Genomic DNA, 20,460 nt, shown 5'->3' with positions numbered 1-20,460 from the left:
TCAGCCTGTTGCCGCGAGCGACATTTCTTGTTTCAGGGACTGGCCGCGCGAGGCGCCGACCACGGCATCCACGTCAAGGATCAGCGCTACGCGGCCATCACCAAGGATGGTTGCGGCAGCGATGCCCGGAACATGGGTGTAGTTGGCTTCAAGGGATTTGATGACCACCTGACGCTGTCCCTGGATGGCATCGACCATCAGGGCGCGCTGGCCGCCGCCTTCGGATTCCACGAGAAGCGCCACGCCATCGACCGGGTTGGCCTGTGTGGCACGGAAGTTGAGAATGCGACCGACATCCACCAGCGGGCAGAAGGAGTTGCGGATCGAGATCAGCCGCTGATTGGAGCCGAAGGAGTGAATATTCTGCGCTTCCGGCTGTAGCGTCTCGACGATTGCCGTCAACGGCACCACAAGCGTCTGGCCCGCAACCGTGACCACCATGCCGTCGAGAACGGCCAGCGTCAGCGGAAGGCTCATGGTGAAGGTCGAGCCGAGGCCAGGGCGGGACGAAATGCTGATGCGGCCACCGAGTGCCTGGATCGAGCGCTTGACCACGTCCATGCCGACGCCGCGACCGGAGATGTCCGAAATCTTGTCGGCGGTGGAGAAGCCCGGTGCGAAGATCAGGTTGTCAATCTCCTCATCCGTGAGATTGGCATCTGCCGAGATCAGATCATTGTCGATCGCCTTCTGGCGGACGCGCTCGCGGTTGATGCCGGCGCCATCGTCCTGCAGTTCGATCAGGATGCGGCCCGAACGATGCTTGGCGGTCAGCTTGACGGTACCTTCCGGGTTCTTGCCGGCGGCTTCGCGCTTTTCGGGTGTTTCGATGCCGTGGTCGACGGCATTGCGGATCATGTGGGTCAGAGGCTCGGCCAGCTTATCGATGACCGTCTTATCCACTTCGGTGTTTTCACCTTCAGTGATGAGGCGGATCTGCTTGCCGATCATGTCGGCGACTTCGCGGACGATACGCGACATGCGCTGGAAGACCGGCTTCACTGGCTGCGCGCGGATGGCCATGACGCTATCCTGGATCTCACGCGTCAGTTGCTGAAGCTCTTCTAGACCCATGTTGACGGCAGATGTGCCCGTCGTATCGTTTTCGATGACGCTCTGCGACAGCATCGCCTGGTTGATAACGAGTTCGCCCACCAGGTTGATCAGGCGGTCGACGCGGTCGAGATCGACGCGGATCGTCTGCCCGGCGCTGGCGTTGTTGGCGGCATTGGCAGCGTTTGCCGCAGCGGCAGGCGACGCTGCCTCGCGCTTTTCGACGGCAGCAGCCACCGCCTGGGTGACTTCCGTTGCAGCCGATGCGGTGGCGACAGCCTTTGCAACAACCGGCTCGTCCATGGAGGCCGGCTGAACCGCTGGCTCATGCACATCGTCTTCCAGCGCGGAAAGATCGAAGGGCACCGGAATCATCGGCAGTTCTTCATCGGCCGAGGTTTCGTCTTCGGCCATCACGATGTCGAGTTCGCAATCCCACTCGGCAAATTCGAAGACGGAGCGGATGCCCTCTTCGCCCTTGTCGGTCTTGATCGCGATCTTCCAGAAGAAGTAGGCGCCTTCCGGGTTCATCTCGTCAAGCGATGGCAGCGTGCTCATATCGCAATTGACGCTCATCTCACCGATGCGGGCGAGATCACGCAGCAACAGGGCCGATTCATTGCCCTTGGAATAAAGGGCTGCCGACGGCTTGAAGGTGATATTGAAGGTGGGCGCTTCCATGAGCGGAATGGCCGCGTCCTCGAAATCGCCAAAGGAGAAGGCGATCGGCTGGAAGCCGCTGTCATCTGTCGGCGCTGGCGCCGGTGCCGGCGGGGGCACGACGGCTGCCTTGGCTGCCGGCTTGGGAGCTGCCGGTTCTGCTGCGGACGGCGTGATCGTCTCGCCGTTGGCAAGAGCCTCCAGTTCCTTGACGAGACCACGGGTGCGGCTTTCATCGACGCTGCCGCCATCGCGGGAAGCATTCGTCAAATCGGCGAGAACATCCGCCGATTTCAGCATCACTTTCAGGACATCCTGATTAGGATCGAGCTTGTTGGATCGAACGCAATCGAGCGTGGTTTCGAAGACGTGCGCGAAAGCCACCAGTTCATCGAGACCGAACGCACCGGCTCCACCCTTGATGGAATGAACGGCACGAAAGACGGCATTTACGGTTTCCGGGTCGCGGTCGCCGTCATTCAGTTTAAGAAGTCCCGATTCCAGTTCGGCGAGCTGTTCCTCGCACTCCTGGAAGAAGATTTCTTTGATTTCGTTCATATCCATCGTGAATGATCCCGTATCAGGCAGTTACACGTTCAATGGCATCGATCAGTTTTACGGGGTCGAACGGCTTGACGATCCAACCGGTCGCGCCAGCCTGGCGGGCACGGTTCTTCTTCTCGGCGTCGCTTTCGGTGGTCAGAACGAGGATTGGAACGGCACGGTACTTTTCGTTGCGACGAACGCCCTCGATGAAACCGAAACCATCAAGGCGCGGCATGTTGATATCCGTGACGATGACGTCGGGATTGCAACCTTCCAGGACTTCCAGACCTTCGACGCCGTCTTCGGCCTGAATGGTTTCGAAACCGGCATTGTTGAGCGTGACCAGCAACATGTTGCGGATCGTGCGGGAGTCGTCGACTGTGAGAACTTTTTTCTTCATTCCTATATCTCCTTCGGGAGCATATGACCGATATCAACGCCGATCAGTTTAAGGGTTTTATCAAAGGCTTCAGAAGCCTTTGAAAATGTGAATTGCTTGCCATCGGCCTCCCAGGCCTTGATGCCAGCCATCAATATCTGGACGCATTGTGCGCCGACACGCTCGACCTCGGAGGCATCGACCGTAACCGGCTTGCCTCTGAGTTCTTTCAATTTTCCGTGCAAGACGGATGCTTGATTGAGGTCCAGCACAGGTGACAATTTCAGTGTCGAATGCGCTGCTGTCCTGCCTGCCATCAAATGACTCCTTGGCGTTTGTATTGTTGCTGCGCATGGCCGTAATCCATGCGCTCGGGACGCATGACGGTCGCATTGGCTCTTCTCGGCTCCGGCGCGATCACCTCATCGGCATAAGCCTGGCGGGCGATGCGGAACTCGCGCACCGTACGGCCGAGTTCGAGAATGACGGTGTGAAGATCGTCGGCCTCATTCGCCGATGAGGACAGGCGCTCGGCGGCACGATTCGCGTCCGTGCCGATGGCCTCCAGTTCGACGGAGACGTGGTTGAGATGACCGGAATGCTCACCCGTGCGGCGGGCGACATCGCCGATCATGTCGCTGATGCCAGAGACCTGACGCACGACACCTTCGATGGCTTCCTGGGTGCGATGGACCATGCGCACGCCTTCATCGACTTGCGTCTTGGTGCCGTTGACGAGGTTCTTGATCTCCCGTGCGGCTTCGGCGGAGCGTTGTGCCAGCGCCCGGACTTCCTGCGCGACGACGGCGAAGCCGCGTCCGCTTTCCCCCGCACGTGCGGCTTCAATGCCGGCATTCAGCGCCAGGAGATTGGTCTGGAAGGCGATTTCGTCGATGGAGCCGATGATGCGGCCGATCTGCTCTGCCGATTGCTCGATATCAGACATGGCGCTGATCGCTTCGCCGACCGCCATGCCGCTTTCGGTGGCGGCATTGCGTGCCTGCGACACTGCGGATTCGGCCGCCGAAATCCGGTCACTGCTATCACGGACGTCGTGGATGACCGCGCCGAGGCGCTGTGAGGCATCGCCGAGGCGACGGGCCTGTTCCGTCGAGCCCGTGGCAAGGCCAGAATTTTCGCGCGACATGCGCTCGGCGACGGTTTGCGTCTTGTGAACGCTTTCTTGCGTGGCGGCCATCGAATGACCGATCCGCGTCATGGCAGAGTTGAACGCTTCGGCGATCTCGCGGTAGGCTTCCGGCAGTTCGCCGGCGATGCGGGCTGTCAGATCGCCGGCGGCGAAGGCGTTGAGGGCGTCGCCAAAGAGCGTTACGACCTCTGCCTGATCGCTCTCGCGCTGACGGGCAAGCTCTTGTGTGTGGCGAATGCGCAGTTCGTTGAAGCGCAGGGAGACGGCAATCTCGGTATCGACCATCACCAGCCGAACGACGGATTTGACCGCCTCGGCCAATTCCTGATGGCGCTTGCGCGCACCCGGCAGCAGTGAGCGAGGCGGATGCTGCGCAATCAGGCCTGCGAGGAGATTTTCCAGCACGACCGCACGACCAGCCACACTCCAGCGCGGATCAAGGCCCATGCGGCTTTCGGTGTCGGACAGAACCTTGACGCGTTCGGCGTAGAGCGCATCGAACCGCGCATCGGTCAGCACCGACCAGTGCGCCGTCTGCATGTCGTGCAGACGTTCGATCTGATGATCGCTCTCGAAGGATGGCGAACAGTCCGGCATGGACTGGAAGCGCACCATCAGGTCGCGAAGTCCTGCCTTCAGATGAGGCTCGAGCATGGTGCGGTAACGGCGCAGCAGATCACACTGGTCCTGATCAAGACCAGCAAAACGCAACCGGCCAGCCAGGCTGCCGCCCGTTGCCCTTCGCGAGTGATCTGTTGGCAGGTCCTGCCCCAAGTGACGTCCCCAATGTTTTACCGGCCAGACCGGCAGATGACGGTTAAGAGAACGCCAGTATCCTTGAGGGATGTCACGACATGGGCATCCGTAACGGACGCCTCACAAGCGTTAGCTGAGCCTTCTGCAACCAAACGGAATACCGGATCGACCCGGTACGGCAGCGCGGCATCATGCCTGGAAGGAGAGTCGCTCTCCATTTCGCCGTGAAATACGACTAATCTTTATGGTTAATTCCTTGCCTGAAAGTTAAGAATCTTCATTTCAGGGCATGATTATTAAAATTTGTCATTGATTTGCATTAGAGCGTGCCCTGTAGCAGGTCCTGCCTCCGGCGTTTTGGATATGTTGCCGGTTTTTCATCTTTTTCGGCCTCGCGCGCTGGACAAGCGTTGCGCCATTACCCTAAGATAATCAATATGATATTTGCTTCACGATGGCGCTGTAAAGCGTGCCGCTCACGAATGTCGAGCGGTTTGCGATGACATCGCGCGTTGAAACAAAATGCGGGAGCATATCTGAAAGATCGCGACACGGTTTAGCTGAGGCGCACATACGTAGGAGGTGACGATTTTGCCATGGATGGGACGACATCGCGGTCTTCCGCACCATCCTGTCAGGTTGATCAACCTTCTTGTTGCCGGCATGCTGGTTTTCTTCGGCACGCCTGCCTTGGCAAATTCAAGTCCCGCCCTCAAGCCGCAACGACTGGAACGATCCTGCCTCTCCAGCGAAGAGCGGGCTTTCTCAACTCTGGAACGCTCTTTCGATCAGCCCGGCCTCAATCCTTGCCGCTACGCCCACACACTGCCCGTTCACGATTTTGTTGACGCATTTTTATCCGCTCCGGGGGTGGTAACGGCATACATCAGAGCCCAGATTGGGTTCGACCCGGCGCGATCGATTTTGCATCGGGTTCAGCCCGTCCGCGTGGCTTCGCCGCGTGGACCTCCCCAAAAAGACTTCTCCTAGTCCGCCGGACTGCCGTTTCTTTGTTGGAAGGATTGGCATCTCTGGTGGAAACAGCCACGGAATATTTTAACGCCAGAGAAAATTGCCATCCTTTATGAGACTTGACGTTATCCTCCCCATTTTGATCGCTCTTCCCTTTATTGGCAGCCTTTGCACTGCCATGATGCCGCGCAATGGCGCAGCCCGGGGGCCGGCAGCCGTCGCGGGCGGCATTGCGCTTTTCGGTCTCATCTCGACGATTCTCCTCTACACCAGCGTCACCAATGGCCAGGTGCTCAAATATCACGTGGAATGGCTGCCGCAGCTTGGCCTGAACTTCACGCTCCGACTGGATGGTTTTGCGTGGATGTTCATGGTGCTGATTACCGGCATCGGTTTTCTCGTGGTGCTCTATGCCCGCTATTACATGTCGGCAGACGATCCGATCCCGCGCTTCTTCGCTTTTCTTCTGGCCTTCATGGGGTCGATGCTCGGCATCGTGCTGTCGGGCAACGTCATTCTGCTGTCGATCTTCTGGGAGATGACCAGCATTTTCTCCTTCCTGCTGATTGGCTACTGGCACAACAATGCCGCGGCCCGCGATGGTGCGCGCATGGCCTTGACCGTGACGGGCATCGGGGGCTTTTGCCTTCTCGCTGGCCTTCTGGTCTTGGGACACATCGCCGGAAGCTACGATCTCGATGCCATCATTGCCGAGGCGTCCAATGTCAAAGCACACCCGCTTTACCTCACGGCCCTCGTCCTGATCCTGATCGGTGCACTGACCAAGAGCGCGCAGTTCCCCTTCCATTTCTGGCTGCCCAATGCGATGGCGGCGCCAACGCCGGTTTCGGCCTATCTGCATTCCGCCACCATGGTGAAAGCAGGCGTCTTCCTGCTGGCCAGGTTCTGGCCGGTGCTTGCGGGCACGCAGGAGTGGTTCCTGCTCGTCGGCTTTGCCGGCATGACCACACTTCTGCTTGGCGCCTATTTCGCCATGTTCCAGCAGGACCTGAAGGGGCTTCTGGCCTATTCCACCATCAGCCATCTCGGTCTGATCACCACGCTGCTCAGCCTCGGAAGTCCGCTGGCGGCCGTGGCGGCGATCTTCCATATGGCAAACCACGCCACCTTCAAGGCATCGCTTTTCATGGCGGCCGGGATCATCGACCATGAGACCGGCACACGCGATATGCGCCGATTGAGCGGGCTTTATCGCTATCTGCCGGCGACTGCGACCCTTGCCATGGCCGCAAGTGCTGCCATGGCAGGCGTGCCGCTCTTCAACGGCTTTCTCTCCAAGGAAATGTTCTTCGCCGAGGCGATCGAGACCCATGCGGATTCGTTCCTCGACAAGGCGCTTCCCTATGTGGCAACCCTTTCCGGTGCCTTTGCGGTGGCCTATTCACTGCGCTTCATCCATACGGTGTTCTTCGGGCCTCCGCCGCATGACCTTCCAAACCCGAAACCGCACGAGCCGCCGCGCTGGATGCGCTTTCCGATCGAGTTTCTCGTGCTCGCCTGCCTGATTGTCGGTATCGTCCCGAGCCTTTCGGTCGGCCCCTTCCTGCACACCGCCGTGGTATCGGTTCTTGGTCCAGAAACGCCCTATTACAGCCTGGCGATCTGGCATGGTTTCAACCTGCCGCTCACCATGAGTATCGTTGCGCTGATCGGCGGCGTCGCGATCTATGCGCTTCTTGGAGATTACTTCTCCAAATGCGATGATGGTCCGCCGATCTTCAGGCACCTGAAAGGCCAGCGTATCTTCGAGCGCATCATCGTCACCGTCTCGTGGAAATGGGCACGCTGGCTGGAAAGCACGCTTGGCACCAGGCGGTTACAGCCGCAGCTGCGTATCCTTATCTTCGTCGCGCTCGTCGCCGGATTCTCGCCGCTGGTATCATCGCAGTTCTCGCTCACCCTTCCGAGAGTTACCTCCTTCGACCCGATCTTTGCGGTTCTATGGGGCATCGGGATGATTGCGGCCATGGGTGCTGCCTGGCAGGCAAAGTATCATCGGCTGGCCGCGCTGGTCATGCTCGGTGTTTCCGGTCTCGTCACCTGCCTGACCTTTGTATGGTTGTCCGCGCCCGATCTCGCCATCACGCAGTTGCTCGTCGAGATCGTCACGCTGGTGCTGATCCTGCTTGGCCTGCGTTGGCTTCCGAAGCGCGTGGTGAAGGTCGATAACAACAACGAACTGCCCGCGCAGCTTCGTCGTGGCCGTGACTTCCTGCTGGCCGTCTTCTGCGGCATTGGTATGACGGTGATTGCCTATGCGGTGATGACGCTGCCTGTGCCCAACACCATTGCCAACTACTTCCTTGAGCGGGCCTATAGCGAAGGCGGCGGCACCAATGTCGTCAACGTGATCCTCGTCGATTTCCGCGGCTTCGATACGATGGGCGAGATCGCGGTTCTGGCGATTGTCGGTCTGACCGTCTTTGCCCTGCTGCGTCGTTTCCGTCCAGCGCAGGACAGCGTCGGCCTGCCTGAGCAGCAGTTGATCCAGAACGCCTTCGATGCCGAAAGCCCCGAGCGCAGCAAGGGCGATACGGTGCGCGACTATCTGTTGGTGCCCTCGGTCATCATGCAGTGGATGTTCCCGGTCGTCATCACCTTCTCGATCTTCCTCTTCATGCGCGGTCATGACCTTCCAGGCGGTGGATTTGCCGCAGGCATCACCATGGCGATTGCCTTCCTGATGCAATATCTGGCAGGCGGCACCCGCTGGGCGGAAGATCGTATCCGCATCCTGCCGTTGCGCTGGATGGGCTTCGGCCTGTTGATGGCAGCCTCCACCGGAATGGGCTCGTGGTATTTCGGCTATCCGTTCCTGACCTCCTACTTCCAATATACGGAGATCCCCTATATCGCGAAGATGCCGACAGCGTCTGCCCTACTCTTCGATCTTGGGGTCTTCTCGCTTGTGGTCGGCTCCACGGTTCTGATTTTGATAGCACTGGCGCACCAATCACTGCGTAACTACAAGGTACGCACACCCGACGCCGCCAAAGCGGAGGATGTGTAATGGAACTCATTCTAGCCATCGGCATCGGTGTGATGACGGGGTCGGGCGTCTGGCTCATCCTGCGTCCGCGAACCTATCAGGTCATTGTCGGCCTCTCACTGCTGTCCTACGCCGTCAACCTCTTCATCTTCGGGGTGGGTGGCATCAAGACAAACGCGCCGCCGGTTTTGCTGGACGGCGTTTCCGTGTCGCAGCTGGCCGACCCTGTGCCTCAGGCGCTGGTTTTGACGGCCATTGTCATCGGCTTTGCCACCACCGCCCTCTTCCTCGTCGTGCTCCTCGCCGCGCGCGGTCTGACGGGTACCGACCATGTGGACGGGAGGGAGAGCAAGTGAACTCATTCCCATCCCACATCGTGATCGCACCCATTCTGGTGCCGTTGATCACCGGCGCGATCCTGCTCTTCATCGACGAGCGCAAGCGCAAGACGAAGGCGGCGATCAGCTTCATTTCCACGCTGGTGCTACTCGCGGTCTCCATTGGCCTCTTCATCGAAGTCAATTCGACGGTGAACACCGAAATCGCCGCGATCATCTCCACAGGCGTCTATCTTCTCGGCAACTGGCCTGCCCCTTTCGGCATCGTGCTGGTGGCGGATCGGCTCTCAGGGTTGATGGTGCTTCTGGTGTCGCTGCTGGCGATCCCGTCACTCGTCTATTCGCTGGCGAAGTGGCACAAGTCGGGTGCCCATTTCCATTCGCTCTTCCACCTGATGCTGATGGGCGTGAACGGCGCGTTCCTGACCGGCGACCTCTTCAACCTCTTTGTTTTCTTCGAAGTCATGCTTGCGGCATCCTACGGTCTGCTGCTGCATGGCTCCGGTCAGTTGAGGGTGAAGGCCGGCCTGCATTACGTCGCGATCAACCTCGTTGCCGCGCTGTTCTTCCTGATTGGCGTCAGCCTGATCTATGGCGTGACCGGCACGCTCAATATGGGTGACTTGGCACAGCGCATTGCGGGCCTCAATCCGGACCAACGCATGCTGTTGCAAACGGGTGCGGCCGTGCTCGGTATCGCCTTTCTCGTGAAGGCCGGCATGTGGCCGTTGAATTTCTGGCTGCCTGCCGCCTATGGCGCAGCCTCTGCTCCTGTCGGCGGCATTTTCGCGATCATGAGCAAGGTCGGCATCTATGTCATTGCACGGCTTTCCTTCCTCCTCTTCGGCCAGACGGCGGGGGATTCTGCCGGTTTCGGCCATGATGCACTGCTGATCGGCGGTATTGCCACCATCGTCTTCGGCACGATCGGCGTGCTGGCCTCCCAGGCGCTCGGCCGTCTTGCGGGCTTTTCGGTGCTCGTCTCTTCGGGAACGTTGCTTGCCGCCATGGGCACGGGTAATCCGATGGTGGCGGCAGGTGCGCTCTACTACCTCGTCAGCTCCACATTGACCATCAGCGCTTTCTTCATGCTGATCGAACTTGTGGAACGCGGCCAGGATGCCGGGGCGAACGTTCTTGCCGTGACCATGGAAGCCTATGGCGATGGTGAGGAGGAAGAGGAGCAAGAGGAGGTCGGGGTGACGATGCCCGGCACGATGGCGGTGCTTGGTACCTGCTTTGCCGCCTGCGGCATTCTGCTTGCCGGATTGCCGCCACTTTCGGGCTTCATCGCCAAATTCTCAATGCTCTCCGCCATTCTCAATCCGCAAGGGATGGGCGCTGACACCGAAATCTCGACCCTCTCTTGGTGGCTTGTGTTCCTCATCGTTTTCTCCGGCCTTGCGGCTCTGATCTCGATGACGCGTGCCGGCATTCGCACTTTCTGGAGCTCTCTCGAGGGCACGGTTCCCCGCGTCTTCGTCATCGAAATCGCGCCCATCATGCTGCTGATCGGTCTGACACTTGCGATGACCGTGCAGGCTGGGCCGATCATGCGTTACATGCAGGAGACGGCACGCATTCTCGACCTGCCGGAAAGCTACATTCAAGGTGTCATGACAGCGCCGCGAGCCGGCAATCCTGGGGAGGCAGCGCAATGATCCGTCGCATTCTCCCCTACCCGCTCTTGACGCTGTCGCTGATCATCTTCTGGATGACGATCAACAGCTTTTCGCCTGGGCATCTTGTGCTCGGAACAGCGGTTGCGCTCATCGCCTCCTGGTCGATGGCCTCACTTCGGCCAGCAAAGCCGAGAATCCGCAGTTGGAGCGCGGTGGTGAAGCTGACCTTCATCGTGCTTTATGACATCATCCGGTCGAATATCGCAGTCGCCACGCTCATCCTGTTCGGGCGCAAGAGAAGCAGCAAGTCCGGCTTCCTCACCATCCCGCTCGACATTCGCGATCCGCTTGGACTTGCAGTTCTGTCCATCATTCTGACAGCCACGCCGGGCAGCGCATGGCTGGAATACAATTCCTCCCAGGGCACATTGCTGATCCACGTGTTGGACAATGTCAGCGAGACCACCTGGATCAACCTCATCAAGAACCGATATGAAAAAATGCTGATGGAGATATTCGAATGAGTTCGATTATCCTTTTCTGGTCATTCTCTCTGGCCCAAATCTTCCTGGCAATTGCCATGTCGATATCCGTCTATCGTATCGCGATCGGCCCCCGTGCGCAGGATCGCGTGCTCGGCGTCGATACGCTTTATGTCAGCTCCATGCTGCTTTTGATGACCTTCGGCTTGCGCACCGGTAACGATATCTATTTCGAGGCCGCACTTCTGATGTCGATCCTGGGCTTCGTCTCGACGGTGGCCCTTTCCAAATTCCTGATGCGTGGTGAGGTGATCGAATGATCAATGCTGGCGAATTTCCGCTCTGGGCGGCCATTCTCGTTGCTTTCTTCGTCCTGCTCGGCTCGTCGCTGACGCTGATCGGCACGATCGGCTTTGCCAAGCTGCAGAGCTTTTATGAAAGGCTGCACGCGCCGACACTCGGCACAAGCTGGGGCACGGGCGGCATCGCCATGGCGTCCATCATCTATTTCTCGGTGTCCGGCGGCCGCTTCGTCTTCCACGAAATCTTTATCGGCATCTTCATGACCATCACGACGCCGGTCTCGCTGATGCTTCTCGGCCGCGCCGCCCTTTATCGCGACCGCGCCGAACAGAACCCGAGCAAGCCGGACAGGCTGTAACAGCTAGAAGGATGGCGGACGCGGCAGTTTGGCCGCGCCCGAACCGTTCGATCAGACGCCGCTTGCCGGAATTCCGGAGCGCTGCACCTTGCGCGGCGCGGTCAGTTCCTTCCAGGTGGAGAGCGCTTTTGCCGGTGCCGTCAGCGGCGGACGGGAAACGAAGCGGCCGTGGCCTTCCCGGCTCTTCATCGCGCCTTCCTCCACAGCCACCTGACCGCGCGTCAACGTGTAGCGCGGCAGGCCCATGACCTCCTTGCCCTCGAAGACATTGTAATCGATCGCCGATTGCTGGTTCGTAGCCGTGATCGTCTTTCTACGCTTTGGATCCCACACGACAAGGTCGGCATCCGCACCCACCAGGATCGCGCCCTTCTTGGGATAGATGTTGAGGATCTTCGCGATATTGGTGGAGGTAACGGCAACGAATTCGTTCATGGTCAGGCGCCCGGTGCTGACGCCGTAAGTCCAGAGCATCGGCAGCCTATCTTCCAGTCCGCCAGTACCGTTCGGAATCTTGCGAAAATCGCCAAGACCTGTGCGCTTCTGCTGCGTGGTAAAGGCGCAATGGTCTGTCGCCACGCATTGCAGCGAGCCCGCGGCAAGGCCAGCCCAGAGGCTGTCCTGATGCGCCTTGCTGCGGAAGGGCGGAGACATGACACGGCGTGCGGAATGATCCCAGTCTTTGTTGAAATACTCGCTCTCATCGAGCGTCAGATGCTGGATCAGCGGCTCGCCATAGACGCGCATGCCCTTTTGCCGTGCGCGGCGGATGGCTTCGTGGCTCTCCTCGCAGGAGGTGTGGACGATATAGACGGGGCAGCCCGCCATACCGGCGATCATGATCGCACGATTGGTGGCCTCGCCTTCCACTTCCGGCGGGCGGGAATAGGCATGCGCCTCCGGACCGTCATTGCCTTCCGCCATCAACTTCGCCTGCATCTGCGCCACCACATCGCCGTTTTCGGCATGGACGAGCGGAAGCGCTCCGAGTTCGGCACAGCGCTGGAAGGACGAAAACATCTCGTCGTCATCCACCATCAACGCGCCCTTATAGGCCATGAAATGCTTGAAGGTGTTGATGCCCTTGTCGCGAACGATCGTCTCCATCTCGTTGAAGACCTGCTCGCCCCACCAGGTGATCGCCATATGAAAGGAATAGTCGCAGGCCGCACGTGAGGTCTTGTTGTCCCACATGGTCAGTGCTTCCAGCATCGACTGACCGGGGTTTGGCAGCGCGAAGTCGACCACCATGGTCGTGCCGCCGGCGAGTGCGGCGCGCGTGCCGCTATCGAAATCATCGGCCGAATAGGTGCCCATGAAGGGCATTTCCAGATGCGTATGCGGATCGATGCCGCCCGGCATGACGTAGCATCCCGTCGCATCCAGTTCGCTAACGCCCTTGAGGTCTGGTCCAATCTCGACGATAACGCCGCCCTCGATGCGGATATCGGCCCTATAGGTCAGGTCGGCGGTGACGATGGTCCCGTTCTTGATGATGGTGCTGCTCATGGCTGTTCCCTTATCATTGTGTTCATGACCGGCACCGCCTCCCCGATCGGTTCCGGCTCCATCTTGCGTCTGTTTCGCCGCCACACCCACCCGTGTCTTTCCGCACGGCGTGGGCGCGCGACCGAGCTACTGCACCACGCCTGCGGTTTCGACGACCGCATGGAACAGTACGTCGCAGCCAGCCGCAGCCCACTCCTTGGAAATCTCTTCCGCTTCATTATGGGAAAGACCGCCGACGCAGGGGCACATGATCATGGTGGCGGGCGCGACTTTCGCCGCCCAGCAGGCATCATGCCCGGCACCTGAGATGATGTCGCGATGCGAATATCCAAGCTTCTCCGCCGAACGGCGGACTGTATCCACCAAAGCGGGATCGAAAGTGACAGGGTCGAAATGGCCGACCGCTTCAACCGAATATCCGACGCCGATGGCGGCGCAAATCTCAGCCGCCTCTGCCTCGATCCGCTCGCGCATGCGGTTCAACTTGGCGAGATCGGGGGTACGAATGTCGACGGTGAAGACGACTTTGCCGGGGAGGACGTTGCGGGAATTGGGCGAGAAGATCACCTGGCCGACACCGCCGACCGCGTCGGGCTGGCTCTCCATCGCCACGGTCTGCACCATCTCGATAATCCGCGACATCGCCAGTCCCGCGTTGACGCGCATGGCCATCGGCGTGGAGCCGGTATGAGCCTCCTTGCCGGTCAAAGTGAATTCCAGCCACCACAGCCCCTGGCAGTGGGTCACGACACCGATCGTCTTGTTTTCGGCTTCGAGGATCGGCCCCTGTTCGATGTGATATTCGAGATAGGCGTGCATCCTGCGCGCACCGACCTCTTCCTCGCCCAGCCAGCCAATGCGCTGCAACTCCTCACCATAGGTCTTGCCGTCCGTATCCTTGCGCGAATAGGCGTGCTCAAGCGTGTGGACGCCGGCAAAGACGCCGGAGGCGAGCATGGCGGGCGCAAAGCGCGCGCCTTCCTCATTTGCCCAATTGGTGACGACGACGGGATGCTTGGTGCGGATACCGAGATCGTTCATGGTGCGTATGACCTCTAGGCCTGCGAGAACGCCCAACACACCATCGAACTTGCCGCCTGTCGGCTGGGTGTCGAGGTGCGATCCGACATAGACCGGCAGAGCATCGGGGTCTTCGCCGGCGCGGGTGGCAAACATCGTGCCCATCTTGTCCACGCCCATCGTCATGCCCGCCGCCTCGCACCAGGACTGGAACAGGGCGCGGCCTCCAGCATCCGCGTCGGTCAGCGTTTGGCGATTATTGCCGCCGGCGATGCCGGGGCCAATCTTCGCCATGTCCATCAGCGCATCCCAAAGCCGGTCGGCATCAACGCGCATATTTTCACCGGGCGCAGCCATAGCGTCTTCCTTCCATTCCTTTTGCCAGCATTCAGCCTGCTCGACCAATACCGTGCGTCGTTCCCATCTTTGGCCTCTTCAGCCTTTCTTGTTTCGTGCCGTGTTTGCCACGGCTGCGGCGCTCGTACAGTGGGCGACGGGAATTGTCCCGACGTTCTCATTTTACGATTCGCCAGCTCCGAAGATACATGATGTCGTCACGCTGAAAAGCTTTGGCCTGAGCAGGCATTGCGAAGATTATTCGGTTCACGCGTCTTTTCCCGACAGGCTGTCGAGGATCGCGGCAGCCACCGCAACCTCCGTTCCCGCAAGACCAACCGAGCAAAAAAGAGTGGTCTGGTCCGATGACGTCCGGTGCGTGGTGCGCCCTGCGACAATATCCGAGAGCTCCACCATGCGTTGCTCATGCCTGGAACCCTGAAGAAAAAAGGGGGAAGCGTAGGAGCGGGCTTGTTCTTTGGAATCGGTCGCGATGATGCTGGCGGCAGCGGCAACATCCAATCCCAACTCATGGGCGTCGATTGTTTTAGGTCCCAGTGTGTTAATGTGCGCTCCGGGCTTGAGATCGGACATATCCAAGATAGGCCGGGTGCTCGATGTAGCGCAGATCACGATATCTGCCTCCTTTGCTGCATCTTTTGCGCAAGCAACCGGTTTCACCTCGAGGCCAAGCTGCGCCTGCATGTCCTCGGCAAAGGCTGCACGATGCCTCGCATCGCGGCTATAAATATAGGCCTTTCTGATTGGCCGAACGGACGCTGCGGCGGCCAACTGCATGCGGGCCTGAAGTCCGCTTCCTATCAAACCAACGACTTTGGCGTCCGGCGGACTGAGGTGCCGTATGGCCACGCCACCGATAGCCCCTGTTCTGATTGCTCCGAGACGCTCGCCCAGGACGACGCCCTTGAGCCGGGCATCGTCGGCCGACCAAACCGCGACGATCTGGGTCTGTTCGTTCCCGGTGAAGGTGTCGTAGACACGGAAGCCAGCGAGCGGCCTGTCACCGGACACACCGCCTATCGTGAAGACCAAATCTCCATGGCCATCGAATGGGACATGATGTCGAGGGGGAGACACCGTCTTCCCATCAGCGCGCGCCACCATAAACGCTGCAACAGCCTCAATCGCCGTCTGCATTAAGCTGTAACCACTCAGTTTTTGGTCGTCCAAGATTGTCGTCATGATAGCCACTCCATCGGTTTGGGTGACCTTGCGATCTCAACCACGGTTGAGGTCAATATGTTTTTGGGAAGGCTTCTTTATCAATCGTGCTCTCGACCTGACCACTTGCGCCGCTGATCTTTATCTTTTCCTTATGCGCACCCGACATCTTCCCAATCGAAATATGACGGCGATCGGCAGCATCATGCTCTCCTGACATAACAGGAGAACACCATGCCCGATGTCCTTTTTCTGGCGCTCGGCTTCGGCACGCTAATCGTGCTGGCGCTTTACGCGCGCGCCCTCAACCGGTTTTGAGAGGTGCTGCCATGCTGGAACCCATCTTCGGCCTCGTCGTGGCCATTGCGCTCGGCGTCTATCTCATCATCACCCTGCTGCGTCCGGAACGCTTCTGATTTTCCTGGAGAATCCCCATGACCATTCTCGGGTGGCTGCAAATCAGCCTCCTTTTCATCGCCGTGCTTCTGGTTATCAAACCGCTCGGCCTCTACATGGCGCACGTCTTCAACGGTGAGCGGACCTGGCTGACGCCGGTCCTCGCTCCCGTCGAACGCGGTCTTTATGCCGTGGCGGGTGTCGATATCAAGAAGGAGCAGAGCTGGCTTGGCTACACGCTCTCCATGCTCGCCTTCTCGATTGCCAGCTTTGCAGCACTCTACGCCATCCTGCGCCTTCAGGCTTTCCTGCCCTTCAATCCACAGGGCTTCGGCAACGTGGAACCGGGCCTCGCCTTCAACACCGCCGTCAGCTTCGTGACCAACACCAACTGGCAGAACTATGCCGGCGAAGCGACAATGAGCAATTTCAGCCAGATGGCTGGATTGACGGTGCAGAACTTTCTTTCCGCCGCAGTCGGCATGGCACTCGCAATTGCCTTTACCCGCGCCTTCGTCCGTTCGCAGGCAAGCACGCTCGGCAATTTCTGGGCGGATATGACCCGCGCCACGCTCTATGTGCTGCTGCCGATCGCGGTCATCGTGGCACTCGCCTTCGTCGCCATGGGCCTACCGCAGACGATGGATGCCAGTGTAACCGCAACCACCCTTGAAGGAAGCCAGCAGGTCATTTCGCTCGGGCCCGTTGCCAGCCAGGAAGCGATCAAGCAGCTCGGCACCAATGGTGGCGGCTTCTTTAACGCCAATGCCGCCCATCCCTTCGAGAACCCGACAGCACTTTCCAACTATCTCAACATCTTCTCGATGCTCGCCATTTCGGCGGCCTTTATCTACACCTTCGGCCAGATGGTCGGCAGCCGCCGCCAGGGCTGGGTGCTGCTTTCCGCCATGGCCGTTCTGCTGATTGCGGGTGTTGCCACCGTCTACTGGGCCGAAAGTGCCGGCAACCCGATCCTCACATCGATCGGTGTCGATGCTGCGCAGGGCAATATGGAAGGCAAGGAAGTTCGCTTCGGCCAGGCCATGACCGCGCTCTATGCAGCTGTCACCACCGGTCTTTCGGATGGCGGCGTCAACGGCATGCACGGCTCCTTCACCGGCCTTGGTGGACTTGCTCCCATGTTCCTGATCCAGCTTGGCGAGGTTCTGCCGGGCGGCGTCGGTTCCGGTCTCTACGGCATGATCGTCTTCGCGCTCCTTTCCGTCTTCGTCGCCGGCCTGATGGTTGGTCGCACGCCGGAGTTTCTCGGCAAGAAGATCGAGGGTCGCGAGATGAAATTCGCCATGCTGGCGGTCTTGATCCTGCCCACCGTCATTCTCGGCTTTACCGCCATCTCCGCCATGCTGCCCTTTGCGGTTGCCAGCATCGGCACGGCCGGTCCACACGGCCTTTCGGAAATCCTTTATGCCTTCACCTCCGCGGCCGGCAATAACGGCTCGGCCTTCGGCGGCCTTTCCGGCAATACCGACTGGTACAACACAACGCTTGGCATCTCGATGCTGCTTGGTCGTTTCGCCTACGTGGTGCCGGTGATGGCGATTGCCGGATCGCTTGCAGCGAAGGTCCGCGTCCCGGCCTCAAGTGGTACCTTTCCAACGGATGGCCCGCTCTTTGTAGGCCTTCTCGTCGGCATCATCCTCATTCTCGGCGGGCTGCAATTCTTCCCCGCGCTCGCACTCGGCCCCATCGTCGAGCATTTCGCCATGCTTGCCGGCCAGACTTTCTAGAAAGCAAAAAGATGTCCACACATCCAAACTCATCGGCTCCAGCGAGACCTAGCCTCTTCGACCCCGCCATCATCGGTCCAGCCATCAAGAACGCTTTCATCAAGCTTGATCCCAGGCAGTTGATGCGCAACCCGGTGATCTTCGTTACGGAGATCGTCGCAGCTGTCGTGACCATCTTCTTCATCCGCGATCTTCTCGCCCATAACGGCACGGCCGTCTTTTCGGGCCAGATCGCGGCCTGGCTCTGGTTCACGGTGCTATTCGCCACCTTCGCCGAAGCGGTGGCCGAAGGGCGCGGTCGCGCCCAGGCCGACAGCCTGAAGCGCACCCGCTCGGACCTCTCCGCGCGCCGGCTCACGGCGGACGGCAAAGAGGAGAGCATCGCGGCCACCATGCTCAAGGTCGGTGACATCGTCATCGTCGATGCGGGCGAACTCATCCCCGGCGATGGTGAAGTCATCGAAGGCGTGGCCTCGGTCAATGAAAGCGCAATCACCGGCGAATCTGCGCCCGTCATCCGCGAATCCGGCGGCGACCGTTCGGCCGTCACCGGCGGCACGCAGGTTCTGTCCGATCAACTCAAGATCCGCATCACCACGCCGCCCGGCGCAAGCTTCGTCGATCGGATGATTGCGCTGATCGAAGGTGCGGAGCGCCAGAAGACGCCGAATGAGATCGCGCTCTCGATCCTGCTGTCCGGCCTCACCCTCGTCTTCCTGATCGTCGTCGTCACCGTCTGGGGTCTGGCGGGCTACTCCGGCACGCTGGTCTCCATCACGGTGCTGGCAGCCCTTCTTGTTACCCTCATTCCCACCACCATCGGTGGCCTTCTCTCCGCCATCGGCATTGCTGGCATGGATCGTCTCGTACGCTTCAACGTCATCGCCACGTCCGGCCGCGCGGTGGAAGCGGCAGGCGATGTCGATACGCTTCTCCTCGACAAGACCGGCACCATTACCTTCGGCAACCGCATGGCAGCAGATTTCACTACGGTGCCAGGCGTGACGGCTGAACAGGTGGCGGAAGCTGCCCTGCTCGCAAGCCTTTCCGACGAGACGCCGGAGGGCCGTTCCATTGCAGCGCTTGCAACAGGCGAATTCGGAATTGCCTCGCCCAAGGTGACCGTCGATGCTGTCGTTCCCTTCTCCGCACAGACGCGTCTGTCCGGCGTCGATACGAACGGTAAATCCTTCCGCAAGGGCGCGATCGACGCCATTCTGAAGTTCGCCAACGCCACCGATGGCAAGGCGCCGGCGGAGTTTCACCAGGCCGTGGATCGCATTGCCCGCACCGGCGGAACGCCGCTTGGCGTAGCCGAAGGCAACCGCCTGCTTGGCGTCATCCACCTGAAGGACGTGGTCAAGCCCGGCATCAAGGAGCGCTTTGCAGCACTTCGTGCCATGGGCATTCGCACCGTGATGGTCACGGGCGACAATCCCGTCACCGCAGCGGCGATTGCCTCCGAAGCGGGCGTGGACGATTTTCTGGCGGAAGCGACGCCTGAGGACAAGCTCGACTATATTCGCCGCGAACAGAAGGGCGGCCGGTTGATCGCCATGTGCGGCGATGGCACCAATGACGCGCCAGCGCTTGCGCAAGCCGATGTTGGCGTTGCCATGCAGACCGGGACGCAGGCAGCACGTGAAGCCGCCAATATGGTGGATCTCGACTCCAGCCCGACCAAGCTCATCGAGATCGTCGAAATCGGCAAACAACTGCTGATGACACGCGGTTCGCTGACGACGTTTTCGATTGCGAACGATGTGGCGAAGTACTTCGCCATCATCCCGGCACTCTTCGTCACGACCTATCCGGCTCTCGGCACACTCAACATCATGGCGTTGTCATCACCGCAATCGGCCATCCTATCCGCCGTCATCTTCAACGCGCTGATCATCATCGCTCTCATCCCGCTGGCGCTGAAGGGCGTGGCCTATCGCCCTGCAGCGGCGGCGTCGCTTCTCAGGCGAAACCTGCTCGTCTACGGCCTCGGCGGTCTGCTTCTGCCCTTTGCCGGGATCAAGGTCATCGATATCGCGGTCTCCGCACTTCATCTGGTGTAATCATGCTGAACCAAATTCGTCCCGCCATCGTCATCCTGGCCTTCTTCATCGCGCTGACCGGTCTCGGCTATCCACTGGCGATCACCGGTATTGCGCAATCGCTGATGCCCGCGCAGGCTAACGGATCAATGATCCGCAAAGGCGATGCGGTCATCGGCTCCAGCCTGATTGGCCAGAACTTCACCTCCGATCGCTACTTCTGGCCGCGCCCCTCCGCGACCAGCCCAGATGCCTACAACGCCGCCGCTTCTTCGGGCTCCAATCTTGGCACCACATCTGCCAAGCTGAAGGACCGGGTTGCTGGCGACGTTGTACGGCTGAACGGCGCGGGTATCGCTTCGCCGGTTCCAGCCGACGCGGTGACCACCTCTGGCTCGGGTCTCGACCCGCATATCACACCGGATTTCGCTGCCGCGCAGGTCGAGCGGATTGCCAAGGCACGCAGCCTTTCACCAGAGGCCGTAAAAGCGCTGGTCGACCAAAAAACCGAGGGACGGCTGCTTGGGATTATCGGCGAGCCGCGCGTGAATGTGCTAGAGTTGAACCTTGCGCTCGATGCGCTGAAGAGCTGAGACGA

The 20,460-nt window shown here is 59.8% G+C and carries 17 protein-coding genes; 10 read left to right on the top strand and 7 right to left on the bottom strand.

Annotation, left to right across the window (positions count from 1 at the left end; genetic code table 11):
- Genes EYC79_RS04435 through EYC79_RS04420 form a run of 4 tightly spaced genes read right to left on the bottom strand, consistent with a single transcriptional unit; the run spans position 1 to position 4,562 of the window.
- Positions 1-2,277: a chemotaxis protein CheA gene (locus tag EYC79_RS04435; protein WP_112358778.1), complete on the bottom strand. Its 2,277-nt coding sequence runs from the start codon at positions 2,275-2,277 to the stop codon at positions 1-3.
- 16 nt (positions 2,278-2,293) lie between these two features.
- The gene (cheY1, locus tag EYC79_RS04430) at positions 2,294-2,659 is read right to left on the bottom strand and encodes a chemotaxis response regulator CheY1 (RefSeq protein WP_062425087.1); all 366 of its coding nucleotides are present in this window, start codon (positions 2,657-2,659) and stop codon (positions 2,294-2,296) included.
- A 2-nt stretch (positions 2,660-2,661) separates the two neighbouring features.
- Entirely contained in the window at positions 2,662-2,955 is a 294-nt protein-coding gene (locus EYC79_RS04425; RefSeq protein ID WP_062425086.1) for an STAS domain-containing protein, read from the bottom strand.
- Positions 2,955-4,562 (bottom strand): globin-coupled sensor protein, encoded by a 1,608-nt coding sequence (locus EYC79_RS04420; protein WP_245495185.1) that lies wholly within the window; start codon positions 4,560-4,562, stop codon positions 2,955-2,957. Before EYC79_RS04420 ends, EYC79_RS04425 begins: the two co-directional genes overlap by 1 nt.
- Before the next feature lie 1,066 nt (positions 4,563-5,628).
- On the opposite strand from EYC79_RS04420, the gene EYC79_RS04415 reads away from it, so the two are divergent.
- The 6 genes from EYC79_RS04415 to mnhG are packed head-to-tail and all read left to right on the top strand — an operon-like array spanning position 5,629 to position 11,629.
- Positions 5,629-8,547 (top strand): monovalent cation/H+ antiporter subunit A, encoded by a 2,919-nt coding sequence (locus EYC79_RS04415; protein WP_130977255.1) that lies wholly within the window; start codon positions 5,629-5,631, stop codon positions 8,545-8,547.
- Positions 8,547-8,882: a Na+/H+ antiporter subunit C gene (locus tag EYC79_RS04410; protein ID WP_062425083.1), complete on the top strand. Its 336-nt coding sequence runs from the start codon at positions 8,547-8,549 to the stop codon at positions 8,880-8,882. The genes EYC79_RS04415 and EYC79_RS04410 overlap by 1 nt, the downstream gene beginning before the upstream one ends.
- A complete protein-coding gene (locus EYC79_RS04405; protein ID WP_062425082.1) occupies positions 8,879-10,525 on the top strand; it encodes a monovalent cation/H+ antiporter subunit D in 1,647 nt (548 codons plus the stop codon). Before EYC79_RS04410 ends, EYC79_RS04405 begins: the two co-directional genes overlap by 4 nt.
- Positions 10,522-11,010 (top strand): Na+/H+ antiporter subunit E, encoded by a 489-nt coding sequence (locus EYC79_RS04400; RefSeq protein WP_062445473.1) that lies wholly within the window; start codon positions 10,522-10,524, stop codon positions 11,008-11,010. The genes EYC79_RS04405 and EYC79_RS04400 overlap by 4 nt, the downstream gene beginning before the upstream one ends.
- Positions 11,007-11,288, top strand: coding sequence for a K+/H+ antiporter subunit F (locus EYC79_RS04395; RefSeq protein ID WP_062425080.1), 282 nt, complete (start codon positions 11,007-11,009; stop codon positions 11,286-11,288). The genes EYC79_RS04400 and EYC79_RS04395 overlap by 4 nt, the downstream gene beginning before the upstream one ends.
- Entirely contained in the window at positions 11,285-11,629 is a 345-nt protein-coding gene (gene mnhG, locus EYC79_RS04390) for a monovalent cation/H(+) antiporter subunit G (RefSeq protein WP_062425079.1), read from the top strand. Before EYC79_RS04395 ends, mnhG begins: the two co-directional genes overlap by 4 nt.
- Positions 11,630-11,680: 51 nt before the next feature.
- Here the strand turns inward: mnhG and hydA are convergent, their stop codons facing one another.
- The 3 genes from hydA to EYC79_RS04375 all read right to left on the bottom strand — a co-directional run bounded on the left by hydA (position 11,681) and on the right by EYC79_RS04375 (position 15,697).
- Positions 11,681-13,138, bottom strand: a complete 1,458-nt coding sequence (gene hydA / locus EYC79_RS04385) for a dihydropyrimidinase (RefSeq protein ID WP_130977254.1) — start codon at positions 13,136-13,138, stop codon at positions 11,681-11,683.
- A 126-nt stretch (positions 13,139-13,264) separates the two neighbouring features.
- Positions 13,265-14,515, bottom strand: coding sequence for a Zn-dependent hydrolase (locus EYC79_RS04380; protein WP_130977253.1), 1,251 nt, complete (start codon positions 14,513-14,515; stop codon positions 13,265-13,267).
- Positions 14,516-14,761: 246 nt separating this feature from the next.
- The gene (locus EYC79_RS04375) at positions 14,762-15,697 is read right to left on the bottom strand and encodes an ornithine cyclodeaminase family protein (protein WP_130977252.1); all 936 of its coding nucleotides are present in this window, start codon (positions 15,695-15,697) and stop codon (positions 14,762-14,764) included.
- A 293-nt stretch (positions 15,698-15,990) separates the two neighbouring features.
- On the opposite strand from EYC79_RS04375, the gene kdpF reads away from it, so the two are divergent.
- The 4 genes from kdpF to kdpC are packed head-to-tail and all read left to right on the top strand — an operon-like array spanning position 15,991 to position 20,455.
- On the top strand, positions 15,991-16,092 hold the full coding sequence (gene kdpF, locus EYC79_RS04370) for a K(+)-transporting ATPase subunit F (protein WP_194286758.1): 102 nt from the start codon (positions 15,991-15,993) through the stop codon (positions 16,090-16,092).
- Between the two features lie 18 nt (positions 16,093-16,110).
- Positions 16,111-17,820 (top strand): potassium-transporting ATPase subunit KdpA, encoded by a 1,710-nt coding sequence (gene kdpA, locus EYC79_RS04365; RefSeq protein ID WP_130977251.1) that lies wholly within the window; start codon positions 16,111-16,113, stop codon positions 17,818-17,820.
- A gap of 11 nt (positions 17,821-17,831) precedes the next feature.
- Complete coding sequence (gene kdpB, locus EYC79_RS04360; protein ID WP_130977250.1) at positions 17,832-19,883, top strand: potassium-transporting ATPase subunit KdpB; 2,052 nt, start codon at positions 17,832-17,834, stop codon at positions 19,881-19,883.
- Positions 19,884-19,885: 2 nt separating this feature from the next.
- Positions 19,886-20,455, top strand: a complete 570-nt coding sequence (kdpC, locus tag EYC79_RS04355) for a potassium-transporting ATPase subunit KdpC (protein WP_130977249.1) — start codon at positions 19,886-19,888, stop codon at positions 20,453-20,455.
- The last annotated feature ends 5 nt before the right edge of the window (positions 20,456-20,460 follow it).

This window comes from Agrobacterium cavarae (assembly GCF_004310285.1).
In the GTDB taxonomy this organism is placed as follows: Bacteria; Pseudomonadota; Alphaproteobacteria; order Rhizobiales; family Rhizobiaceae; genus Agrobacterium; species Agrobacterium cavarae.
This window is presented reverse-complemented; position numbering and strand designations above follow the sequence as displayed.